We start from the raw sequence: 20,764 nt of genomic DNA, 5'->3' as shown, positions 1-20,764 counted from the left end.
TACGGATCACCGGCCGGGCGGGGAAACGGGGCGGTCGGCGGGCAAGAGGAGGGTCGACCGGCACGAAGGCTGTGACGTGGGAGCCAACTGCCTTCGCATTAGGGGACGTTCAGGCGTCAGGCGGTGCGCCACCAGGCGTAGTACCTGTCGCCGTAGCCGTCCATGATCTCCGCGTACTCGTGGTCGGCGTCCGGGAACTCGAAGAAGTCGTGCGGGACTTCGAGGTCGGTGAAGCGGGTGTCGAGGTCGCGGATGGTGGGTGCGAGGCGGGTGTCGAGGCGGCCGGACAGCAGGCGGACCTGGCTGGTGCGCCGCAGTTCCGGGGCGTTGGCGAGGACGAGGCTCCAGGGGTGGCAGAGGTCGTAGTACTCCTGGTCGCCGAAGTAGGTGTTGTTGACCCGGTCGGCGGGTTCGTCCTTGAGGTCGCGGAGGATCGCGGGGGCGACCGACGACACCTTGCCGAAGATCTTCGGGTACTTCAGGCCGAGGTGCAGGGCGCCGAACCCGCCCATGGAGAAGCCCTCGACGGTACGGGCGGCGGCCTCGGGGATGGTGCGGTAGGTGGAGTCCATGTGGTCGACCAGGTCGAAGGCGGTGATCTGGGCGAGCGGGCGGGCGCCGTCCTTGGAGTCGACGTACCAGCCGATCGGCAGGATCTGCGGGACGACGACGATCGCCGGGGGCATCACGTCGTCCCGGATGGCCTTGTCGATCCGCGCGACCATGTCCGCGCCCTGGCGTGCGTCCCCGAACCCGCCGTGGAGCCAGTAGATGACGGGGAATCGGCGGTCGGGCTCGGTCTCGTACTGCGGCGGGAGGTAGAGCTGGTAGCTGCCCTGCGCGTCAGCTTGACCCTGGGAGGGCTGGGGGTAGAGCCCGAACGTGGTGAGTTCCTGGTCCTCGCGGACCGGATCGATCCACTGCTGTTCGATCTCTGCCATTTGCTCCGGGGTCGTGCTTACCCTGTGAACCTTCTGCACCACGGGGCTTGTCCTCTCGGGGGGTCTCACGTCGGGACCGGGGCTCTCCGAGGCGGGCGACGGCAGCCCTCCGGCCCGCCGCCCCGGCGTTCCATTACGTGGAACGCTGTATCTTGTGGTGGAACGCTCATCAGTGAAACCGTGAGACTGGAGCCTGTCAATGGCCGGGATCGAAATTTCGGAGGACTCCCAGACCGGCGGTCGCGGGGGGCGCACCTCCCTCGCGGGCAACGCCACCGACAAGGCGCTCAACCTGCTGGAAGCCGCCGTGGCACCCGGATATCCGCACCGGCTGGGCGAGGTCGCGGCGGCGGCCGGGGTACCGAAGGCCAGCGCCCACCGCATCCTGCAGAACCTGGTGACGACCTCGTTCCTGGCCTCCGACGGCACCGGCGGCTACGGCCCCGGCCCGCGCCTGCGGGCACTCGCCGCGAAGGTCACCCAGGGCTGCGAAGAGGACCAGGTGATGCGCGCCGAGCTCGAGGTCCTCAGCCGGCGCGTCGGCACCACCGTGCACCTGGGGGTACGCACCGGGGACGCCGCCACCTGCCTCATCAAGGTGACCGGCCCTGGCCCGGTGCAGACGTCCTCCCGGGTGGGCATGCATCTGCCGCTGCACGCCACGTCGATCGGCAAGTGCATCCTGGCCGGCCTGGGCGACGACGTGCTGACCGCGCTGGTCGAGCGCGTGGGACTGCCGACCCGTACGGAACACACCCTCACCGACCTCGACGCCCTGCGCGCGGACCTCGCCACGGTGCGCGAGCGGGGCTTCGCCCTCGACGAGGAGGAGAACGAGATCGGCGTACGCTGCCTCGGCGCCCCGGTCCGCGACTCCAGGGGCGTCGTCGTCGGCGGCGTCAGCATCTCGACCATCACCTACGTGGAGTCCCGCGAGACCCTCCTCGGCTGGACCGACCTGGTCCGCACGACGGCGGACTCGCTGCACGGCCTGCTCGGCTGATTCCGCGGCCCGCACGCTTATCTTTCGGACCTCGCGCCGGATTGGTCTTGTACGGCCGCTGGACAGCGGCGCACCGTTTCAGCAGAGTTACAGCCCTGGGTCGATCATGTCTCGTCCGCAGTCGGTACGAGCGCTGCCCGGCCCGGGCTCACCGGCCAGCCCCCGGTAGCCCAGTAGGCAGCACCCAGCACCACTGATCCTCGCGAGCAGCGGGAGCATCTCCGGCGTCGCAGCTCACCCGTCACCGCCGACCGCGGTCCGCCCTGTCCTCCCAGGGCCGTCACCGCGCGACGGTCACCAGCGACCGCCCGATCCCTTCCTCCCCTCCCCCTCCGGCCCGTAGGTCGACTCGCTCACCCCGCGACCAGGCGCCCCTCGCAGACACCGCCGGCACGGGTACGACCTTCCGTCGTCCGTCGTCCGTCGTCCGTGTCCGGGACGCGCCCCGCATCTCCCCCGCATCAGTTCGTCCGTCCGGTTCCCGAGTGGGGTTCGGCCCCCGCCCGCAGGCCGGGTGAACCGTCGTCGAGCCGCCGACGGCCGCACCCCGCCGAGCAAGGAGTGACATGAACTCGTACGTCATCACCCCGCCCCCGCCCGCTCCGAGAAAGCGCCCGGCTTCTCGCTCGGCGCGGGTCGGCCTGGCCGCTCTCGGCACGGCGCTCTCGCTCACCCTGGCCGGCTGCGGCGGGGGCACCGGCTCGACCGCCGGCGCGCAGAGCACCGGAAAGGCGGTCGCCGGCGACACCCTGACCGTCGCCGAGCAGCAGGCGCCGCCCACCATGAACCCGGGCAGTCTCGACCTCGGGTTCGTCGACTTCACGATGCTGTCGTACGAGTCGCTGTTCTACCTCTCCCCCGACGGCACCGTGCAGCCGGCGCTCGCGAAGTCCTGGAAGTACGTCGGCTCGGGCAACACGGAACTGTCCGTCACGCTGCGCTCCGGCGTGAAGTTCGCGGACGGCACGCCGGTGACCGCCGACGCGGTGAAGGCGTCCCTGGAGTACGCGAAGAAGGCGCAGGGCAACCAGGCCCACTACCTGACGGACGCGACGATCACGGCCACGGGCCCGCTGGCGCTGACCATCAAGCTGGCCAAGGCCAACCCGATCCTGCCGACCCTGCTGACCCAGTCGTACGGCATCGGGCAGATCATCAGCCCCGAGGGACTGGCGAGCGCGTCGAAGCTGACCCCGACCGCCGCGAGCCAGGGTGCGGGACCGTACATCTACGAGCCCTCGCAGAGCGTGGCCGGCGACCACTACACCTACACGGCCAACCCGTCGTACTACAACAGGTCCAAGCAGCACTACAAGAAGATCGTGATCCGGATCGTGCAGAACGGCCAGACCGCGGTCAACGCCATGAAGACGGGCCAGATCGACGTCTACAAGGGCGACTACACGTCCGCCGCCTCGGCCAAGTCCGCGGGTATGTCCACCGTCGGGCTGCCGGTGATCCTCCAGGGGCTGAGCCTCATCGACCGCGGCGGCGAGGTGTCCAAGCCGCTCGGTGACGTCCGGGTCCGGCAGGCGATCCACTACGCGATCGACCGGGACGCGGTGACGAAGGCGCTGCTCGGCGACAGCGGAACGCCGACCGTCCAGACCGTCATCAAGGGCGGCGACGGCCACTCGTCGGACTACGCGGACCACTACACGTACAACCCCGCCAAGGCCAAGCAGCTGCTGAAGGCGGCCGGTTACCCCGACGGCTTCGAACTCCCCGTCCTCGCGGCCACGTTCGTCGGCTTCGACACGATGGCGCAGGCCGTCGCGGGCCAGTTGTCCAAGGTCGGCATCAAGGTGAAGGTCACCGCCGTCACCAGCATCACCTCGTTCGTCGAGAACCAGACCAACCACAAGTACCCGGCGGTCTCGGGCGGTTTCACCGAGGAGCCCATGTACCTGGAGGGCCAGGACCTCTTCATGCCGGGCTCGAAGGTCTTCAACGGCTTCGGCACCACCTCCCCCGAGTTGACCAGTCTCTACGACAAGGCCGCCGCGGCGGACGCGGCGACCAGGGCCGACCTCGACCGGCAGATGCAGGAGTACCTGGTGAAGAACGCATGGTTCGCCCCGGTCGCCTTCACCCCCGTCAACTACTACGTCCGGCCCGGCATCGGCGGCGTGAAGGTCAGCGCGGGCGCCCCGTTCGCGAGCCCGCTGGCCTTCTACGCCACCAAGTAGACGCGGGCGGCCCCCGTCCTGAACCGGGGGCCGCCCGGCCTCGAAAGCAGTGAGGTGAGATGAGATGCACAGGATTCTCTTCCGCTGGCTCGTCGGAGCCGTCCCGGTCGTGTTCGGCGTCACGGTCCTGACCTTCGTCCTGACCAGCCTGGTCCCCGGCGACCCGGGCCGCTCCATCCTCGGCGCCAACGCGAGTCCCGCCCAGGTGAAGGCACTTGACCAGCAGCTCGGGCTCGACCATCCGCTGCCGGTCCGCTACTGGGACTGGCTGACCGCCGCCCTGCACGGCGACCTCGGCACCTCGATCACGTCAGGAGTTCCGGTCAGCGGGCAGCTGACCTCCCGCCTGGGCGTCACCCTCTCGCTGATCGGCGGGGCGATCCTGGTGGCCGCCGTCGCCGGCGTGGTCCTCGGAGTCGTCAGCGCGTTCCGGGGCGGGCTGCTCGGCCGGGCCGTCGACGGCATCGCACTCGTCGGGCTCGCCGTGCCCAACTTCTGGTTCGGGCTGCTGCTGATGACCGCGTTCGCCGTCCAGCTGCCGCTCTTCCCGGCCACCGGATACGTCGCCTTCTCCGACTCCCCGGTGCGGTGGTTCGAGTCGCTGGTGCTGCCGGTGCTGACGCTGGGCGTGCCGGCCACCGCACCGGTGGCCAAACAGACCCGTGACGGCGTGCTGTCCCAGCTCGACCGGGACTACGTCCGCGTCCTGCGGGCCCGCGGCGTCCCGGAGCGGTCCGTCGTCTTCCGGCACGTGCTGCGCAACCCGGCGGCGCCCATCGTCACCGTCCTCGGCGTCGTCGTGGTGACGCTGTTCGGCGGGACCGTGCTCGCCGAAACCCTGTTCGTCATGCCGGGGTTGGGCGGCCTGGCCGTGACCGCCGCCTCCACCCAGGACATCCCGATGGTCCAGGGCGTCGCCCTGGTCTTCACGGTGACCGTGATGCTGATCAACCTGCTGATCGAAGTGGTGTACACGATGCTCGACCCGAAGGTGCGGACATGAAAAGCCTCGTCCAGAGCTTCGTCAGGAGCTTCGTCCGCAAACGCGCCGCACTGGTCTCCGCCTGCTACCTCCTGCTCGTCCTCGCCGTCACCCTGCTCGCCGGCTGGATCGCCCCGTACGGCCCGGACGACCAGGACCTCACCGCCGCCCTCCGACCACCCAGCGGCGCACACTGGTTGGGCACCGGCGAACTGGGCCGGGACGTACTGAGCCGACTGATGTACGGCGGCCAGGTAACCCTGCTCGGCGTGCTGATCACGCTGGTGGTGTTCCTGAGCATCGGCGTTCCGGCGGGCATGGTGGCCGGTTACCGGGGCGGGTGGTTCGACCGGTTCGTCCTCAAGAGCGCCGACCTCGTCTCGGCCGTCCCCGTCATCATCGTGCTGTTGGTGGTCCTGTCGGTCTTCACCAACAGCGAGAGCGCCGCGATGGCCGCCAACGGCCTGCTCGCCGCACCGCTGTTGGCGCGGGTCGTACGGTCGTCGACGCTGGGGGTGCGCTCCGAGCTGTACGTCCGGGCCGCCGTCGCGAACGGCATCGGCGACGGGGTCATCATCCGCCGGCACGTCCTGCCCCGGGTCACCGGCGTCATCCTCGTCCAGGCATCCGTGTACGGCGCGTACGCCGTGCTGACCGAGACCGGACTCGGCTTCCTCGGCCTGGGGACCACGCAGGCAAGCTGGGGCAACATGATCGCCGAGGCGTCGAAGAACATCGGCACCGATCCGTGGCTGCTGGTGCCCTCCGGCCTCGTGATCGTCTCCTTCATCGTGGCGCTCGGCCTGCTGAGCGACGGCCTGCGCGACACGCTGGCCGAGCGGTACGCGCCTGCGGCCGACCGCCCGCCGTCCCGACGCCGACGCGCGGCAGCCGAGTTGATGAAGACGCCGCCCGCCGTCCTCGCCCGTGCGGCCGGGACCGCCCCGGCCGACGCTCCCGCCGACGTACTGCTGTCGGTGCGCGGCCTCACCGTCGCCCTCCCCGTCGACGGAAAGCCCACCGAGGTCATCCGCGAGGTCTCATTGGATCAGGGCGCGGGCGAGATGATGGGCATTCTCGGCGAGAGCGGCTGCGGCAAGTCCAGCGTCGCCCTCGCCGCCATGGGCCTGCTCGGCCCCGGCGCCTCGGTCGGCGCCGACCGGCTGGAGGCCTGCGGCACCGACCTGCTGAGCAGCGGGCCCCGCGAACTCGAGAGCCTGCGCGGCGACCGGGTGGCCATGGTCTTCCAGGAGCCCATGACCTCGCTCAACCCGTGCATGCGGGTCGGCGCCCAGGTGGCCGAGGTGCTGCGGATCCACGGCCGGGCGAACCGGCAGGAGGCCCGGGACCGGGCCGTGGAGCTGCTGCGCGCGGTGGAGATCCCCTCGCCGGAGCGCAGGGCACGGCAGTTCCCGCACGAACTCTCCGGCGGTATGCGGCAGCGCGTCGTCATCGCCATCGCCATGGCGGGCGACCCGCAGCTGCTGCTGGCCGACGAACCGACGACCGCGCTGGACGTCACCGTGCAGGCCGAGATCCTGCAACTGCTCCGCTCGCTCCAACAGGAGCGCGGCATGGGCATGTTGCTCATCTCGCACGACCTGGGCGTCATCACCGCCATGTGCGACCGGGTGCAGGTGATGTACGCCGGGCAGGTCGTCGAGTCCGGTACGACCGGCCAGGTGCTGACCGCGCCCCGGCACCCGTACACCCGCGCGCTGCTCGCGGCGGTGCCGCGGATGCGGGACGGCGCCGGCACCCGGCTCACCGCGATCCGCGGCCAGCTCACGGACGACGACCGCCGCCGCCCCGGCTGCCGCTTCGCGTCCCGCTGCCCGAGCGTCGCGGAGGCCTGCGCCGCCCCGCAGCCGCTGCGCGAGGTCGGCGACGGGCGGACGTCGCGCTGCTGGCGCGAGCCGGAGAAAGAGACGACGACGAAAGGTGACGGCGATGAGTGAGACGCCGGTCGAGGTGAGGACGGACGGCGACAACAGGCCGCCGCTGCTGGAACTCGCGGGGGTCGGCCACACCTTCGGGCACGGGCCCGGCCGTTCGGGCGTCCGCGCGGTGGACGACGTCTCGCTCACCCTGGGCCGGGGCGAGACCGTGGGCCTGGTCGGCGGGTCCGGCTGCGGCAAGGGCACCCTCGGCCGGATCGCGACCCGGCTGTACCGGCCCTCCCAGGGGGCCGTGCGGTTCGAGGGCCGGGACATGACCCACCGGCCGGACGGCACCGACCTGAAGGCCTTCCGCCGTGCGGTGCAGATGGTGTTCCAGGACCCCAACAGCTCGCTCAACCCCCGGTTGCCCGTCGGCGCGAGCATCGAGGAGCCGCTGCGGGCACGGCGGGTGCCGCGCGCCGACCGGCGGGACCGGCTGGCGCAGGTGCTGGAGGAGGTCGGTCTGGACCGCACGGCCGCCGTACGCTACCCGCACGAGTTCTCCGGCGGGCAGCGCCAACGCCTCGCCCTCGCCCGTGCGCTGGCTCCGCAGCCCGCCGTGATCGTCCTCGACGAGCCGACCTCCGCCCTGGACGTCTCCATCCAGGCGCAGATCCTCAACCTCCTCCAGGACATCCAGCAACAGGACCGCATCGCCTACCTGTTCATCTCGCACAACCTGGGCGTGGTCCGCCACCTCAGCAGCCGGGTCGCCGTGATGTACCTCGGCTCGATCGTCGAACTCGCCCCGTCGCGGCGGCTGTTCGAGGCCCCGCAGCACCCCTACTCCCGGGCGCTCCTGTCCTCCGTCCTGGAACCGGGTGACGGCTCCGGCACGGGCGGGCGGATCGAGCTGAAGGGCGAACTGCCGTCACCGACGGACATTCCGTCCGGCTGTCCCTTCTCCTCCCGCTGCTGGCTCGCCGACGACCGCTGCCGTGCCGAGCGGCCCGCGCTCGTCGAACAGGCTCCCGGCCACCTGACGGCCTGTCACAAGCCGGGCGAGGCCGGGTGATCGGACGGCAGCGCCCGCAGCAGCGCCGCCACGAAGCCCGGGACGTCGTCCGTCACCATGTGATGGTCGGCGTCGGGCACCTCCACGACCGGGATACCGGCCCGCCGGACCCCGTCCTCGCCCGGGTACGGCCGGCTTCGGGCACCGACGATCAGGACGCGCGGCTGCGGCAGGCCGTGGAACAGCTCCGCCACTCCCGGAGTCGTGCCCCGCACCAGGCCGACGGCGCTGCGGTGCACGATCGCCGGGTCCGCCGTCCGCATACGGGCCGCGTACCCGGGTTCCAGACCGGCCAGCAGGGCCCGGAAGCCATGGCCGACGAAGTCCCGCTCCGGCTGGGCGGCGATGGCGCGGCTGTAGAGCCCGCCGCCGGCCAGCAGGTTGGGCTCGGCCACGACCACCCGTGAACACAACTCCGGCCGCCGGGCGGCCAGTACGATCGCCACCGCGCCGCCCATCGAGTGCCCGACGAGTACCGCGCCCCGGACCGCACAGTGGTCGAGGACGGCCGCCACGGTCTCCGCATGCGCCTCCAGCGTGCCCGGGAACGTCTCCGGGCGGTCGCTGTAGCCGTGCCCGAACAGGTCGACGAGGATCGCCCGCCGCCCGGCCAGACCCGGATGCGTGGCGATGCCGGGGAAGTCCGCGGAACCGGCGGACCCCAGCCCGTGCAGGTACACATGCGGGGCGCCCTCGCCCGGGATGTCGGTCCAGCGCACATGAGCGCCGGCCGAGGGAACGTACAGGGAGCGCATCACCGCTCCTGCGCCCTGTCGAAGCCGTCCAGGCCCCCGAAGCCGCTGTACGGGGACACCGCGGCCTCCGGCGCCTGCCGGGTCTCCTGCGGGTGCCGCAGCGGTACGACGCCCACGCAGTGGCCGTCCCGGTCCAGCAGTCGGCCCATGTGCTTGACCGTGCTGAGGACCACCGAACGGTCGTCGATCCGGAGCCGCGGCAGCCGCCGTGCGAGGTGGACCTCGAAGGTGTGCACATCGGCGAGCGTGCGCAGCCAGACGTCGATCACCAGGTTGTGCGGGCCGGTGGTGATCGCGCAGGACCGGACCTCCCGTACGCCGGACAGGACCCGGCCGGTCTCCTCCAGATACTGGGCGGGCACGGACGCGAAGTACACGGCGGACAACGGCCAACCGGACAGCGGCCTGGCCAGGTCACAGCGCAGGCTCACCCGGGAGGCGAGCAGCGACTGGAGCCGACGGCGCACCGTCGTGGCTCCGCCGCCGGTGGCATCCGCGAGGTCGCAGATCGACATCCGGCCGTCCGTGCTGAGCAGTTCCAGCAGCTGTGCGTCCAGCGGATCCCAGGCCGGCACGGTCGTCGCCCGCTGGTCCTGCGGGACGTCCGAGAGGCGGCCGGCCTCCAGGCGGGCGCACTGCGCGTCGTCCAGTTCACGCAGGCGCCAGCGACTGCCCTCGGTGGGCACGCCGGTCGAGACGTGTGTCCGGGTCGCCCGGACCCCCGGCGTCCGCTGGAACAGCTGGGTGGTGAGGTGGGCGAGTTCGTTGAGGTCCGTGGCCTGCACGGTGGCCATCAGATCGCGGCCGCCCGCGGTGAGTTTGACGTTCGCCACCGAGTGCTCCGCGGCGAGGGCCTGGGCCACCTCGTGGGCCCGGCCGGGCTCGGTGTCGACCTCGATGATGCCGGTCACCACGATGCGGTAGTCGGACAGCCGGGGGTAGGCGGTCACCCAGGCCAGGCCCGCGTCCCGGAGCCGCCGCCAACGCCGGGCCGCCGTCACCGGGTTGACCGCGAGCACGTCACCCACCAGCGTCCACGGGGCCCGCGGATGGACCTGGAGCGCGTGTACGACACGGAGGTCCAGCTCATCAAGGCCTTCCGCGGTGGAATCCTGCGCTTTCTGGACCGGCGTATTCCTGCGTGTCTCCGTGGAATCCCCACGCGAAGCTGCACCACGGCACGGGGCGCTCTTGTTCATTCCACACTCCATTTCGCCTGTTCCTGATATCGAGGAGTGCTGCGATCTCCATGACCGAAGCCACGACGTACCAGACCTCCAGGACCGCGCTGCGGGTCGAGAACGCCCGCCTCGTCGACGGCACCGGCGCCCTCCCGGTGGACGACGCCGTCGTAGTCGCGGACGCGGCCGGAGTCCTCACCTACGCCGGCCCCGCCGCCCTGGCCCCGCCGGCCACCGGGGACGCCTCGGCGCTGCGTGTCATCGACGCCGGGGGCCGTACCGTGCTCCCCGGCTTCTTCGACTGCCACACCCACCTGGCCTACGCATACGGCTCGCCGCCCGGCCGCCGTGCCGAGCTCGACCCGGTCCTGGTCACCTACGACACCGCCACCCGGCTGCGGCAGACGCTCGACGCGGGCATCACCACCGCCCGCGACCTGGGCGGCCTCTCCACCGGCTACCGCACCGCCGTCGAGACCGGCCGCATCCCCGGCCCCCGGCTGCACACGGCCGTACGGATCATCAGTCACACCGGCGGCCATGCGGACTTCCGGCTGCTCGACGGCACCGACCTCACCGGCGGCGAGATGGCCGAACTCGCCGACACCGTGGACGAGTCGCGGCTCGCCGTGCGCAGAACGCTGCGCGCCGGCGCGGACCTGATCAAGATCTGCGCCACCGGTGGCATGGCCAGCCCCTACGACCAGCCCGAGGACGAGGGCCTGCTGGAGGAGGAGATCCGCGCGGTCGTGGACGAGTGCCGGCGCCACGGCGGCAAGCCGGTCGCCGCCCACGCCCAGGGCACCGCGGGCATCCTCAACGCGATCCGCGGCGGGGTCACCAGCATCGAGCACGGCTACGGCCTGGACGCCCAGGCACTGGAGATGGCGGGCGAACGGGGCGTCTTCATCGTGCCGACGCTGTCGACGGTCTTCGGCGGAATCGACAGGAACGCGATGCCGGAGCACCACTACCGCAAGAAGGTCCGCTGGTCGGGCGTCACCAAGGAGAACATCGCCCGCGCCATCGAGCAGGGCGCCCGGATCGCGCTCGGCACCGACGCCGCCGTCTGCCCGCACGGCCAGAACCTGAGAGAACTCAGCCACCTCGTGGACCTGGGCATGGATCCCATGGCCGCGATCGTCGCGGGCACCCGCACCTCGGCCGAACTCCTGGGCCTGGCCGACCGCCTCGGTACGCTCACGGCGGGCAAGACCGCCGACCTGGTCCTGTGCGACGGCGACCCGCTCGCGGACATCGGCGTACTCGGGGATCCCGCGAACATCGTGTGCGTGGTCCAGGACGGCGTCGTGCGCAAGGACCTCCTGCCCACGGCCGAACCCGTCGGAACGACCGGAGCGAGCGCTACGGAGGCCCGCTGAGTCCCGCCACCGTGCCCGATCGTCACTCATGCCGGGAGCATACGGACGACCCGAGCACCGCCGAACCGCTCCGTTCCGTTGAGCAGACCCCCGGGGTCTCAAGCCATTCACGATGATGGAAAAAAGACGGCACCGATGATGGACAAATGATTTCTTAGAGGGCTTCAGTAATTCCTTGGCATCGCCCTAGCGTTGCGAGCACGTAAACGGCCTGGCCGTTGGCCTGCGGGACCCGCGTGACATGTCCCGCACGGCCGTGCTCTGACGATCTCCTGAAGGGAGAGGGCGATGGCGCCCGTGGAGTTGCTGATCGGCAGCCGGTGGCAGGTGGCCCGCGGTACCGGGCAGACCCGAGAGATCACCTCACCGTTCGACGGTTCGACGGTGGGCACGGTGGCGCTCGCCGGAACCGAGGACGTCGAGGCCGCCCTCGCGGCGGCGGAGCGCGGGGCGGCGGTCTGGCGCCGTACGCCCGCCCACGAGCGGATGCGCATCCTGCTGCGCGCCGCGGAACTCGCCGACGAGCGGGCCCCGAAGACCGCACAGACCATCAGCGCGGAGTCCGGCAAGACCATCACCGAGGCCACCGCCGAGGCGTCCCGCTCCGGCGACCTGATCCGGCTCGCCGCCTTCGAGGGCACGCAGCTCTACGGCGAGACCCTGCCGCTCGACGCCAACCGCGGCACGGGCCAGGACAAGCTCGGCTTCACCCTGCGCCAGCCCTGTGGCATCGACGTGGCCATCACGCCGTTCAACTACCCGGCACTGCTGGTCCTGCACAAGCTCGCCCCGGCCCTGGCGGCCGGCAACCCGGTCATCCTGAAGCCGGCCACCAGCACCCCGCTGACCGCCCTCGAACTCGCCGAGTGCTTCGTGGACGCGGGCCTGCCGGAAGGCGTGCTCTCCGTGCTCGTCGGCTCGGGCTCGGTGCTCGGCGACGCACTCGTCACCGACCCCCGCGTCCGGAAGATCTCCTTCACCGGCTCGACCGCCACCGGCGAGCACATCTCCCGCGTGGCCGGGGTGAAGAAACTGTCCCTGGAGCTGGGCGCCTCCTGCCCGGTCGTGGTGCTGCCGGACGCCGACATCGAGGCCGCGGCGAGCGCCGTCGCCCTCGGCGGGTACGTCAACGCCGGACAGGTCTGCATCTCCGTCCAGCGGGTGATCACCCACCCCGCCGTCACCGGTGACTTCCTGGACGCCCTCGTCCCCAAGGTCGAGGCCATCCGCACCGGCGACCCCTCCTCCCCGGACACGACGATGGGCGCCCTCATCACCACGGCGGAGGCGGAGCGCGTCGAGCGGGCCATCGCCCAGGCCGCGACGGACGGGGCGCGTGTCCTGACCGGCGGCGCGCGCGACGGGGCGGTGGTGCAGCCCGCCGTCGTCGCCGACGTCGACCCCCGGTCCGCGCTCAGCCAGCAGGAGTTGTTCGGACCCGCGGTCGCCGTCAGCTCGGCGGCGGACTGGGAGTCCGCCATCGCGCAGGCCAACGGCACCGCGTACGGCCTCGGCGCCGGCATCTTCACCTCCGACGTCGCCGGAGCGGTCCGCGCCGTCCGGGAGATCGACGCCGGTTCCGTCCACATCAACTGGACGCCGCTGTGGCGCGCCGACCTGATGCCGTACGGCGGCCTGAAGGGCAGCGGCTACGGCAAGGAGGGCCCCCGCGCCGCCGTCAGCGAGATGACCGAGGTCAAGACCATCGTGCTGCACGGCCGTCCCTGGTGACCCTGCCCCTTTCCTCTTATCAGGAGCCGACCCATGACTGACCGGACGCCACAGCCAGCGCGCACGGTGCGCCTCACCGTCGCCCAGGCCGTCGTCACCTACCTCTCGCGGCAGTATTCGGTGGCCGACGGCCACCGCCGCCGCCTCGTCCCCGCCGCCCTCGGCATCTTCGGCCACGGCAACGTGGCCGGACTCGGCCAGGCCCTCGACCAGCTCAGCGACCGACTTCCCTTCGTCCAGGGCCGCAACGAGCAGGCGCTCGTCCACATCGCCACCGCCTACGGGAAGGCGACGCGCAGGCACGCCACGCTCGCCGTCACCGCCTCCATCGGCCCGGGCGCCCTGAACATGGTGACCGGCGCGGGCCTCGCCACCGTCAACCGGCTGCCCGTCCTGCTGCTGCCGGGCGACACCTACGCGACCCGCCACCAGGGCCCCGTACTCCAGCAGTTGCAGCACCCCATCGAGGCCGACACCTCGGTCAACGACGCCTTCCGGCCCGTCTCCCGCTTCTTCGACCGCATCACCCGGCCCGAACAGCTGCTGACCGCACTGCCCGCCGCGATGCGCGCGCTCACCGACGTGGACACCGGAGCGGTGGTCGTCTCCCTCCCCCAGGACATCCAGTCGCACGCCTACGACTACCCGGTGGAGTTCTTCGCCGAGCGCGACTGGCCGATCCGCCGCCCGGCGCCGGACGCCGACGAGGTCGCGGCGGTGGCCCGCCTGCTCGCCGAGGCCGAGAAACCGCTGATCATCGCCGGCGGCGGGGTCGTGTACTCCGGTGCCGGCGAGGAGCTGGAGGCGCTGGCCGAGGCGGCGGGGATCCCCGTCGCGGAGACGTTCGCCGGCAAGGGCGCCGTCCAGCGCCGCGCCTGGTGGCAGCTCGGCGGCATCGGCCTGGAGGGCACCCCGGCCGTCAACACCCTCGCCCGGGAAGCGGACTTCGTGCTCACCGTGGGCTCCCGGCTGACGGACTTCGCCACCGCCTCGCACTCCGTCTTCGAGAACCCGGACGTGCGGTTCGCGAGCATCAACGTCAACGTGCACGACGCGGGCCGCCTGGGCGCGACCGGGATCGTGGCCGACGCCAAGCGGGCCCTGGCCGCGCTGGCCGACGCCGTACGCGCGAACGGCACCGGCACGTCGGCGGCCTGGCAGGAGAAGGTACGCGCCCTGGACGAGCAGTGGCGGCGGCAGCGCACCGCCGCGCTCGACCCGGACTCGCCCTTCGACCTCGCGTCGCTGCCCGACGACTCCGACGTCGTACGCGACACCGACGCGGTCCTCACCCAGGGCCAGCTGATCGGCCTGCTCCAGGAGCACGCGCGGTCCGGCGACACCATCATCGCCGCCGCCGGCGGCCCGCCCGGCGACCTCCAGAAGGTGTGGGACGCCACCGAAGGCCGCTTCGCCCACCTGGAGTTCGGTTTCTCCTGCATGGGCTACGAACTGCCCGCCGCGCTCGGCGTCCGCTTCGCCGAGCCGGACCCGTCGAAGCGGGTCGTGTCCCTGCTCGGCGACGGCACCTTCCTGATGGCACCGACCGAACTGGTCACGGCCGCACAGGAGAAGCTCCCGGTCACGATCGTGATCCCGGAGAACCACGGCTACCAGGTCATCCACCGGCTCCAGATGGGCCGCAACGGACGGGAGTTCGGCAACGAGTTCCGCTACCGCGACGGCAGCCTGGAGATCGGCTCCGCCAAGCCCGCCCGCCTGGAGGGCGATTACCTCCAGGTCGACCTCGTACAGATCGCGGCAGGCCTCGGCGCCCGCGCCCTGCGCGCCACCACCGCCCACGAGGTGCGCACCGCCCTGGCCGAGACGCGTGACCACGGCGGTCCCGTCGTCCTCGTCGTCCCGGTGATCCCGCACGCCGACCTGCCCGGCGCGGGTGTGTGGTGGGACGTGGCCCCGGCCGAGGTGTCCGAGCAGGAAGCGGTCGCGCAACTGCGCGGCGAATACGAAGAGGGTCTGGCGTCCCAGAGGTGGTACGGATGAATCGCTCGCCGTTGGACTTCGGCCGCCTGCGCCGCCGCCTCGCCGCCGGCGAGGCCACCCTGGGCACCTTCGTCGGCCTCGCCTCCCCGGTCTCGGCCGAGGTGTGCGCCGCCGCCGGGGCCGACTGGGTGCTGCTCGACCTCGAACACGGCGCCGGCGGCGAGGAACAGGTCCGTACGACCGTCCCGGCCGCGGCGGCCTACGGCGTACCGACCGTCGTACGCGTCGAGTCCGCCGCCCGTATCCGCATCGGGCGCGTCCTCGACCAGGGCGTCGCCGGAGTCATGCTGCCGCGCCTCGACACCGCGGCCGAAGTCGAGGAAGCACTGAGGCACTTGAGGTACCCGCCCGCGGGGGATCGGGGCGTGGCCACCTACAACCGGGCCTGCCGTTTCGGGCTCGACTCCGCGGCTCTGGACCGAGCGGGAGAGATCCTCGGTGTGGTCCAGATCGAGTCGGCGAGGGCGCTGGAGGAGGTCGAGGCGATCGCGGCCCTCGACGGCGCCGACGTCCTCTTCGTCGGCCCCCGTGACCTCAGCCACGACCTCGGCGTGCCGGGCGAGTTCGGTGCGCCCGCCTACCGGGAGGCTCTTGAGCGCGTCCGCAAGGCCGCCGCCGACCACGGCAAGGCATGCGGCCTCCTCGTCCCCGACGGTGCGGCCGCGGCCGCCAAGCGGTCCGAGGGCTGGACGTTCATCGGTATCGGCTCCGACTCGACCCTGCTCGCCGCCGCCCTGGCCGGCGCACTGGACCAAGCCCGGGCCTAGAGACCTCAGGAGACACAGATGACCCCCACCACCCCGGGCGCCGCACGCGAGGTCGGCGTCGGCCTGATCAGCGTCGGCTGGATGGGCAAGCTGCACAGCCGCGCCTACCAGGTACTGCCCTCCGTCTACCCCGAGCTGGGCATCAGGCCCCGGCTCGTGCACGCCGCCGACACGGCCCAGGACCGTGCGGACTACGCCCGTGACGTCCTCGGCTACGAGAAGGCCTCGACCGACTACCGCGCCGTCCTCGACGACCCGGACGTCGAGGTCGTGTCGATCTGCGCGCCGAACATCCTGCACCACGAGATCGGCATCGCCGCCGCCAAGGCCGGCAAGCCGTTCTGGATCGAGAAGCCGGTCGGGCGCAGCGCCGAGGAGACCGCCGAGGTCGCCGCCGCCGCCCGAACGGCCGGAGTGGCCACCTCCATCGGCTACAACTACCGGCACGCCCCCGCCGTCGAACGGGCCCGCCAACTGATAGCCGAGGGCGGACTCGGCCGCGTCACCAACGTGCGCGCCACCTTCTTCTCCGGCTACGCCTCCGAGCCCAAGGGCGCCCTGTCCTGGCGCTTCAAGCGGGACCTGGCCGGCCACGGCGCGCTCGGCGACCTCATGAGCCACGTGGTCGACCTCGTCAGCTACGTCGTCTCCCCGATCAGCGAGGTCTCCGCGCTCACCAGCACCGTCTACACCGAGCGCCCGCTGCTGCCCATGGGTTCCGGGACGCACTTCGCGGTGATCGAGGACGGCGAGATGGCGGAGGTCGAGAACGACGACTACAGCGCCGCCCTGGTCCGCTTCACCGGCGGGGCCGTCGGCACCCTGGAGGCGTCCCGCGTCATCGTCGGCCCGCAGTGCGGCATCGGCTTCGAGATCTACGGCACCGACGGCTCGGTCACCTGGAACTTCGAGCGCATGAACGAACTACGGGTCGCCCTCGGCCGCAGGGGCCCCGACCAGGGCTACACCACCGTCCTCGGCAACGGCCACATGGGCGACTACGCCAGCTTCCAGCCCGGCCCCGGCAACAGCATGGGATACGACGACCTGAAGGTCATCGAGGCCAAGAAGTTCCTCGCCGCCGTGGCCGGCATCGAGCACCACAACTCGACGATCGAGGACGCGCACGCCGTCGCCGAGGTGATCGCGGCGGCCGCCGCCTCCGCGGAAAGCGGCTCCTGGCAGCCGGTGCCCGCGATCCCCGGCGCGAACTTCGGCCACCTGGTCCGGAGTTGATCGCATGAGCAGGCACGTCGTGGTGGCTCTCGGCCCCGTCGACGCGGACACGGTGCGGCCGGTCCTCGGCGAGCGGGTCACCTTCGTCACCGACCCCACCCCCGAGGACCTCGCGGTCGCCGAGGGCGCCATCGTCCGCGCCGACCGGCACGTCGACGCGGACTTCCTGCGGCGGGCGCCGCGGCTTCGGGTCATCGCCCGCACCGGCGTCGGCGTCGACCTGGTCGACGTGGCGGCGGCCTCCGACCGTGGCATCCCCGTGGTCATCACGCCGAACAGCGGCAGCCGCGCGGTCGCCGAGGGCGTGTTCGCCATGGCCCTGCACCTGACCAAGCGGCTGACACCGCTGACCGACCTGGTACGGGAGGGCCGCTGGTCCGAGCGGAGCACCGTACCGGTCGGTGATCTGGACGGCGCGACCATCGGCATCGTCGGCTACGGCCGCATCGGCCACCGGGTCGGCGAACTCGCCGCCGCGTTCGGGATGCGGATCCTCGCCTACGACCCGTTCAGCCCGGTGCCGTCCGAGTTCGCCTGCGCCGACCTGGGCGAACTCGCCGAGTCGAGCGACGTGCTCACCCTGCACGCCCCGCTCATCGAGGCCACCCGGCGCCTGGTGAACGAAGAGCTGCTGGCCCGCGTGAAACCCGGGGCCATTCTCATCAACTGCGGCCGGGGCGGGCTGCTCGACCCGGACGCCACCCTGGCCGCCCTGGAGTCGGGTCGGCTGGCGGGCGCCGGACTGGACGTGTTCGACCCCGAACCGGCCCTCCACCACCCGCTGTTCGACCATCCCGCCGTCGTACTCACCCCGCACCTGATGGGCATGACACGCCGCGCGACGACCCTGACCTTCGTCGACGCCGCGCGCGGCGTCGCGGACGTCCTCGCGGGCCGCGAACCGGCCGCGGTCGCCGACCCCGACTGGAACCGCCGAAAGGCCACGGCATGACCACCCCACAGCTGAACCGGATCGCAGGCGCGCCCATCTCCTGGGGCGTGTGCGAAGTGCCCGGCTTCACCGAAGAACCCCAGGAGAAGGGCCCGGTCGAGGGCGTGTGGGCCAGCGCCGAGCATCTGCGTTCGGTACTCGGGAAAGTCGTATAGCCGCCTGCCGCACGGGCGGTCCTCCGCTCCGGGCATTCACTTCCGGGGAAAGCCGGCGTCCGCTCTCAGAGTCATATTCTGTGCGGCGCCCTTTCGATCGGCTTGAAATCCTTATTTTTTGTTATATCGATGCAGGTAGAAAATACCGAGAAGACTAGAATGCGGGACATGGATACTGAGGATCTGCTGGCCACTTGCTGGACCACCGCGGGCGACTCCGCTCCCGACCGGGACGACCAGCGCAGCCCCCTGAGCCTGCGAGCGCGGGCGGAGGCGGCCGGCGCCGCCGGTTTCAAGGGTTTCGGACTCCTGTACGCGGATCTGGTGGAGGCCGAGCGCGAGTACGGGCTCGCCGGCGTCCGGTCCCTTTTCGAGGACAACGGGCTCGTCCACGTCGAGTTGGAACTCCTGACCGACTGGTGGGCCGACGGACCCCGGCGCTCCGCTTCGGACGCGGTGCGCCGGGACCTGCTGAGGGCGGCCGAGGCACTTGGCGCACGGCACCTCAAGATCGGGCCCGACGTCGAGGACCAGCCATGGGATCTCGACGTCTGGGCCAAGGAATTCGCGGTACTGGCGGCGCAGGCCGACGGCGTGGGCGCCCGGCTCGGGATCGAATTCCTGCCCTGGTCCAACCTCAAGACCGTGCACGACGGACTCCGGCTCGTCGAGGCCGCCGGCCACCCGGCGGGCGGGCTCATCATCGACGTCTGGCACACCGAGCGCGCCCACACTCCCCCGGCCGAACTGGCGGACGTACCGGTCTCGCGCATCGTGGGCGTGGAGCTCAACGACGCCGACAACGACGTCATCGGCAGCCTCTTCGAGGACACCGTCCGGCGCCGCCGGCTGTGCGGGGAGGGCTCCTTCGACCTGCCGGGGATCATCACCGCGCTGCGTACGGCGGGCTGGCACGGCCCCTGGGGGGTGGAGATCCTGTCGGACGCGCACCGCGAACTGTCGGTGCGTGATGCTGCCGATGCCGCGTATCGCACTGCCGTGACGGTGCTCAAGTAAGCCCGCAGGGACGCGGCTCGCCGGTCGGCGAGCCGTGCGCCCGGAAAAGGCCAGACCGCGCGCGACCTCGCCCAGAGCGTCGGAGTGCGCCTTGCCGGACGAACCCTCCTCGCTGGGCTTTCCGTTGATCCAGTGGCGGAGGCGCTGCATGGGGTGCGGGTTTCCTTTCGTGCGGCCGGACTCAGATGTGGTCGCAGCGTGTGTCGAGTGCGGTGCAGGTGAGGCGCGGTCCGGCCGCCTTTTTTTCGACCCCCGTTCGATTCATGGTTAATACATCAAAAGGGCTCCCCCATTCGAGGCCTCCCATATCCGGCGGACACCTTCCCGGTGCCCGCCGCAGGCATGAGGAGAATGAGCTGGGACGCCTGGCTATTTCAGGTGTAGAGGTCACACGCAACCAGCGTCAAGTAATTGTTCTGACATCCTGCCTTGATGGAGAAATGATGTCATTACAAGCGTTGACCCCGAGGTTGCATGACGGTTCCATCTCCGTCATAGGCAACAGCCGTGTTAACGGCATGTGATCCGGAGCGTTCGCCCGATCAACCGCCTCTCCCTTCCCCCGCCGCACAGTGAGGTGCCGGAAAGATGGACCGTTCGTCCCACCCCCGCTCCCGCAGATTCGCCCCTGTCGTCGCAGCTGCGGCTGCGGCCGCACTGCTCGTCGCCGGATGCTCCAGCAGTTCGGGTGGTAAGCAGGCCGAGGAGGGCGGATCCGCCGTCTCCGCCGGCAAGGCCGGCACCCCGCGCATGACGGTCGCGATGATCACTCATGCCGCCCCCGGTGACACCTTCTGGGACACCATCCGCAAGGGTGCCGAGGCCGCCGCCGCGAAGGACAATGTCAAGCTCATCTACTCCTCCGACCCCAGTGGCCCCAACCAGGCCAGCCTGGTCCAGAACGCCATCGACCAGAAGGTCGACGGCATCGCGCTCACCCTCGCCAAGCCGGACGCCGTGAAGGCGGAGGTCGCCAAGGCCGAGCAGGCCGGCATCCCCGTCGTCGGCTTCAACAGCGGCGTGGACGACTGGAAGAAGCAGGGCCTGCTCGAGTACTTCGGCCAGGACGAGAGCATCGCCGGTGAGGCCTTCGGCCGCAAGCTCAACTCGGTCGGCGCCAAGCACACGGTCTGCGTGATCATGGAGCAGGGACAGGTCGCGCTGGAGGCCCGCTGCGCCGGCGTGAAGAAGACCTTCAGCGGCAAGACCGACATCCTCTATGTCAACGGCACCGACATGCCGTCGGTGCGGGCGACGATCACCGCCAAGCTCAAGCAGGACAGCTCCATCGACTACGTGACGACCCTCGGCGCCCCGTTCGCGATGACCGCCATCCAGTCCATCGCCGACGCGGGCAGCAAGGCCAAGCTCGCCACCTTCGACCTCAACAAGGACGCGGTCGGCGCCATCAAGTCCGGCAAGATCCAGTGGGCCATCGACCAGCAGCCCTACCTCCAGGGCTACCTGGCGATCGACTCGCTGTGGCTCTACAAGAACAACGGCAACTACAGCGG

17 protein-coding genes are annotated in these 20,764 nt (G+C 71.2%); 14 read left to right on the top strand and 3 right to left on the bottom strand.

Features of this window, described 5'->3' with window-relative positions; all coding sequences use genetic code 11:
- Nucleotides 1-116: 116 nt before the first annotated feature.
- Nucleotides 117-941 (bottom strand): alpha/beta hydrolase family protein, encoded by an 825-nt coding sequence (locus KVT45_RS47500; protein WP_217557755.1) that lies wholly within the window; start codon nucleotides 939-941, stop codon nucleotides 117-119.
- Nucleotides 942-1,140: 199 nt separating this feature from the next.
- On the opposite strand from KVT45_RS47500, the gene KVT45_RS47495 reads away from it, so the two are divergent.
- The 5 genes from KVT45_RS47495 to KVT45_RS47475 all read left to right on the top strand — a co-directional run bounded on the left by KVT45_RS47495 (nucleotide 1,141) and on the right by KVT45_RS47475 (nucleotide 8,070).
- Complete coding sequence (locus KVT45_RS47495) at nucleotides 1,141-1,944, top strand: IclR family transcriptional regulator (RefSeq protein WP_217557739.1); 804 nt, start codon at nucleotides 1,141-1,143, stop codon at nucleotides 1,942-1,944.
- Nucleotides 1,945-2,510: 566 nt separating this feature from the next.
- A complete protein-coding gene (locus KVT45_RS47490) occupies nucleotides 2,511-4,133 on the top strand; it encodes an ABC transporter substrate-binding protein (RefSeq protein WP_217557723.1) in 1,623 nt (540 codons plus the stop codon).
- Nucleotides 4,134-4,197: 64 nt separating this feature from the next.
- A complete protein-coding gene (locus KVT45_RS47485; protein ID WP_217557698.1) occupies nucleotides 4,198-5,136 on the top strand; it encodes an ABC transporter permease in 939 nt (312 codons plus the stop codon).
- On the top strand, nucleotides 5,133-7,073 hold the full coding sequence (locus KVT45_RS47480) for a dipeptide/oligopeptide/nickel ABC transporter permease/ATP-binding protein (protein WP_217557695.1): 1,941 nt from the start codon (nucleotides 5,133-5,135) through the stop codon (nucleotides 7,071-7,073). The genes KVT45_RS47485 and KVT45_RS47480 overlap by 4 nt, the downstream gene beginning before the upstream one ends.
- Nucleotides 7,066-8,070 carry an ABC transporter ATP-binding protein gene (locus KVT45_RS47475; protein ID WP_217557692.1) on the top strand — a complete coding sequence of 335 codons (1,005 nt, stop codon included), beginning with the start codon at nucleotides 7,066-7,068 and terminating at the stop codon, nucleotides 8,068-8,070. The genes KVT45_RS47480 and KVT45_RS47475 overlap by 8 nt, the downstream gene beginning before the upstream one ends.
- On the opposite strand, the gene KVT45_RS47470 is transcribed toward KVT45_RS47475, so the two are convergent.
- Together KVT45_RS47470 and KVT45_RS47465 are read right to left on the bottom strand one after the other, a co-directional pair.
- Nucleotides 8,046-8,825, bottom strand: coding sequence for an alpha/beta fold hydrolase (locus tag KVT45_RS47470; RefSeq protein WP_217557679.1), 780 nt, complete (start codon nucleotides 8,823-8,825; stop codon nucleotides 8,046-8,048). The genes KVT45_RS47475 and KVT45_RS47470 overlap by 25 nt on opposite strands.
- Nucleotides 8,825-10,024 carry an Lrp/AsnC family transcriptional regulator gene (locus tag KVT45_RS47465; protein ID WP_217557668.1) on the bottom strand — a complete coding sequence of 400 codons (1,200 nt, stop codon included), beginning with the start codon at nucleotides 10,022-10,024 and terminating at the stop codon, nucleotides 8,825-8,827. The genes KVT45_RS47470 and KVT45_RS47465 overlap by 1 nt, the downstream gene beginning before the upstream one ends.
- 50 nt (nucleotides 10,025-10,074) lie before the next feature.
- On the opposite strand from KVT45_RS47465, the gene KVT45_RS47460 reads away from it, so the two are divergent.
- From KVT45_RS47460 to KVT45_RS47420, 9 genes are all read left to right on the top strand, one after another.
- A complete protein-coding gene (locus tag KVT45_RS47460; protein WP_217557653.1) occupies nucleotides 10,075-11,388 on the top strand; it encodes an amidohydrolase family protein in 1,314 nt (437 codons plus the stop codon).
- A gap of 288 nt (nucleotides 11,389-11,676) precedes the next feature.
- A complete protein-coding gene (locus KVT45_RS47455; RefSeq protein ID WP_217557638.1) occupies nucleotides 11,677-13,119 on the top strand; it encodes an aldehyde dehydrogenase family protein in 1,443 nt (480 codons plus the stop codon).
- Between the two features lie 33 nt (nucleotides 13,120-13,152).
- Nucleotides 13,153-15,123 (top strand): 3D-(3,5/4)-trihydroxycyclohexane-1,2-dione acylhydrolase (decyclizing), encoded by a 1,971-nt coding sequence (iolD, locus tag KVT45_RS47450; RefSeq protein WP_217557609.1) that lies wholly within the window; start codon nucleotides 13,153-13,155, stop codon nucleotides 15,121-15,123.
- Entirely contained in the window at nucleotides 15,120-15,890 is a 771-nt protein-coding gene (locus tag KVT45_RS47445) for an HpcH/HpaI aldolase/citrate lyase family protein (RefSeq protein WP_217557570.1), read from the top strand. The genes iolD and KVT45_RS47445 overlap by 4 nt, the downstream gene beginning before the upstream one ends.
- A gap of 18 nt (nucleotides 15,891-15,908) precedes the next feature.
- Nucleotides 15,909-17,126: a Gfo/Idh/MocA family protein gene (locus KVT45_RS47440; protein ID WP_217557545.1), complete on the top strand. Its 1,218-nt coding sequence runs from the start codon at nucleotides 15,909-15,911 to the stop codon at nucleotides 17,124-17,126.
- A 4-nt stretch (nucleotides 17,127-17,130) separates the two neighbouring features.
- A complete protein-coding gene (locus KVT45_RS47435; RefSeq protein WP_217557531.1) occupies nucleotides 17,131-18,078 on the top strand; it encodes an NAD(P)-dependent oxidoreductase in 948 nt (315 codons plus the stop codon).
- Nucleotides 18,075-18,233, top strand: a complete 159-nt coding sequence (locus KVT45_RS47430; protein ID WP_217557970.1) for a hypothetical protein — start codon at nucleotides 18,075-18,077, stop codon at nucleotides 18,231-18,233. Before KVT45_RS47435 ends, KVT45_RS47430 begins: the two co-directional genes overlap by 4 nt.
- Nucleotides 18,234-18,401: 168 nt before the next feature.
- Nucleotides 18,402-19,250: a sugar phosphate isomerase/epimerase gene (locus KVT45_RS47425; RefSeq protein ID WP_217557528.1), complete on the top strand. Its 849-nt coding sequence runs from the start codon at nucleotides 18,402-18,404 to the stop codon at nucleotides 19,248-19,250.
- Nucleotides 19,251-19,838: 588 nt separating this feature from the next.
- Nucleotides 19,839-20,764, top strand: a 926-nt coding sequence (locus KVT45_RS47420) for a substrate-binding domain-containing protein (RefSeq protein ID WP_217557511.1), incomplete at its 3' end; no start/stop codon positions are given.

Source organism: Streptomyces sp. GbtcB6, assembly GCF_019091475.1.
Classification (GTDB): Bacteria; Actinomycetota; Actinomycetes; order Streptomycetales; family Streptomycetaceae; genus Streptomyces; species Streptomyces hyaluromycini.
Note: the sequence above shows the minus strand (reverse complement) of the source record. Positions and strands in the feature narration are given on the sequence as shown.

Bases quoted from the DNA above. Each gene is read 5' to 3' on its own strand.
- KVT45_RS47480 (WP_217557695.1), top strand. From the start codon at position 5,133: ATGAAAAGCCTCGTCCAGAGCTTCGTCAGGAGCTTCGTCCGCAAACGC.
- KVT45_RS47495 (WP_217557739.1), top strand. From the start codon at position 1,141: ATGGCCGGGATCGAAATTTCGGAGGACTCCCAGACCGGCGGTCGCGGG.
- iolD (WP_217557609.1), top strand. From the start codon at position 13,153: ATGACTGACCGGACGCCACAGCCAGCGCGCACGGTGCGCCTCACCGTC.
- KVT45_RS47425 (WP_217557528.1), top strand. From the start codon at position 18,402: ATGGATACTGAGGATCTGCTGGCCACTTGCTGGACCACCGCGGGCGAC.
- KVT45_RS47435 (WP_217557531.1), top strand. From the start codon at position 17,131: ATGAGCAGGCACGTCGTGGTGGCTCTCGGCCCCGTCGACGCGGACACG.
- KVT45_RS47460 (WP_217557653.1), top strand. From the start codon at position 10,075: ATGACCGAAGCCACGACGTACCAGACCTCCAGGACCGCGCTGCGGGTC.
- KVT45_RS47430 (WP_217557970.1), top strand. From the start codon at position 18,075: ATGACCACCCCACAGCTGAACCGGATCGCAGGCGCGCCCATCTCCTGG.
- KVT45_RS47485 (WP_217557698.1), top strand. From the start codon at position 4,198: ATGCACAGGATTCTCTTCCGCTGGCTCGTCGGAGCCGTCCCGGTCGTG.
- KVT45_RS47470 (WP_217557679.1), bottom strand. From the start codon at position 8,825: ATGCGCTCCCTGTACGTTCCCTCGGCCGGCGCTCATGTGCGCTGGACC.
- KVT45_RS47490 (WP_217557723.1), top strand. From the start codon at position 2,511: ATGAACTCGTACGTCATCACCCCGCCCCCGCCCGCTCCGAGAAAGCGC.
- KVT45_RS47445 (WP_217557570.1), top strand. From the start codon at position 15,120: ATGAATCGCTCGCCGTTGGACTTCGGCCGCCTGCGCCGCCGCCTCGCC.
- KVT45_RS47500 (WP_217557755.1), bottom strand. From the start codon at position 941: ATGGCAGAGATCGAACAGCAGTGGATCGATCCGGTCCGCGAGGACCAG.
- KVT45_RS47475 (WP_217557692.1), top strand. From the start codon at position 7,066: ATGAGTGAGACGCCGGTCGAGGTGAGGACGGACGGCGACAACAGGCCG.
- KVT45_RS47440 (WP_217557545.1), top strand. From the start codon at position 15,909: ATGACCCCCACCACCCCGGGCGCCGCACGCGAGGTCGGCGTCGGCCTG.
- KVT45_RS47465 (WP_217557668.1), bottom strand. From the start codon at position 10,024: ATGAACAAGAGCGCCCCGTGCCGTGGTGCAGCTTCGCGTGGGGATTCC.
- KVT45_RS47455 (WP_217557638.1), top strand. From the start codon at position 11,677: ATGGCGCCCGTGGAGTTGCTGATCGGCAGCCGGTGGCAGGTGGCCCGC.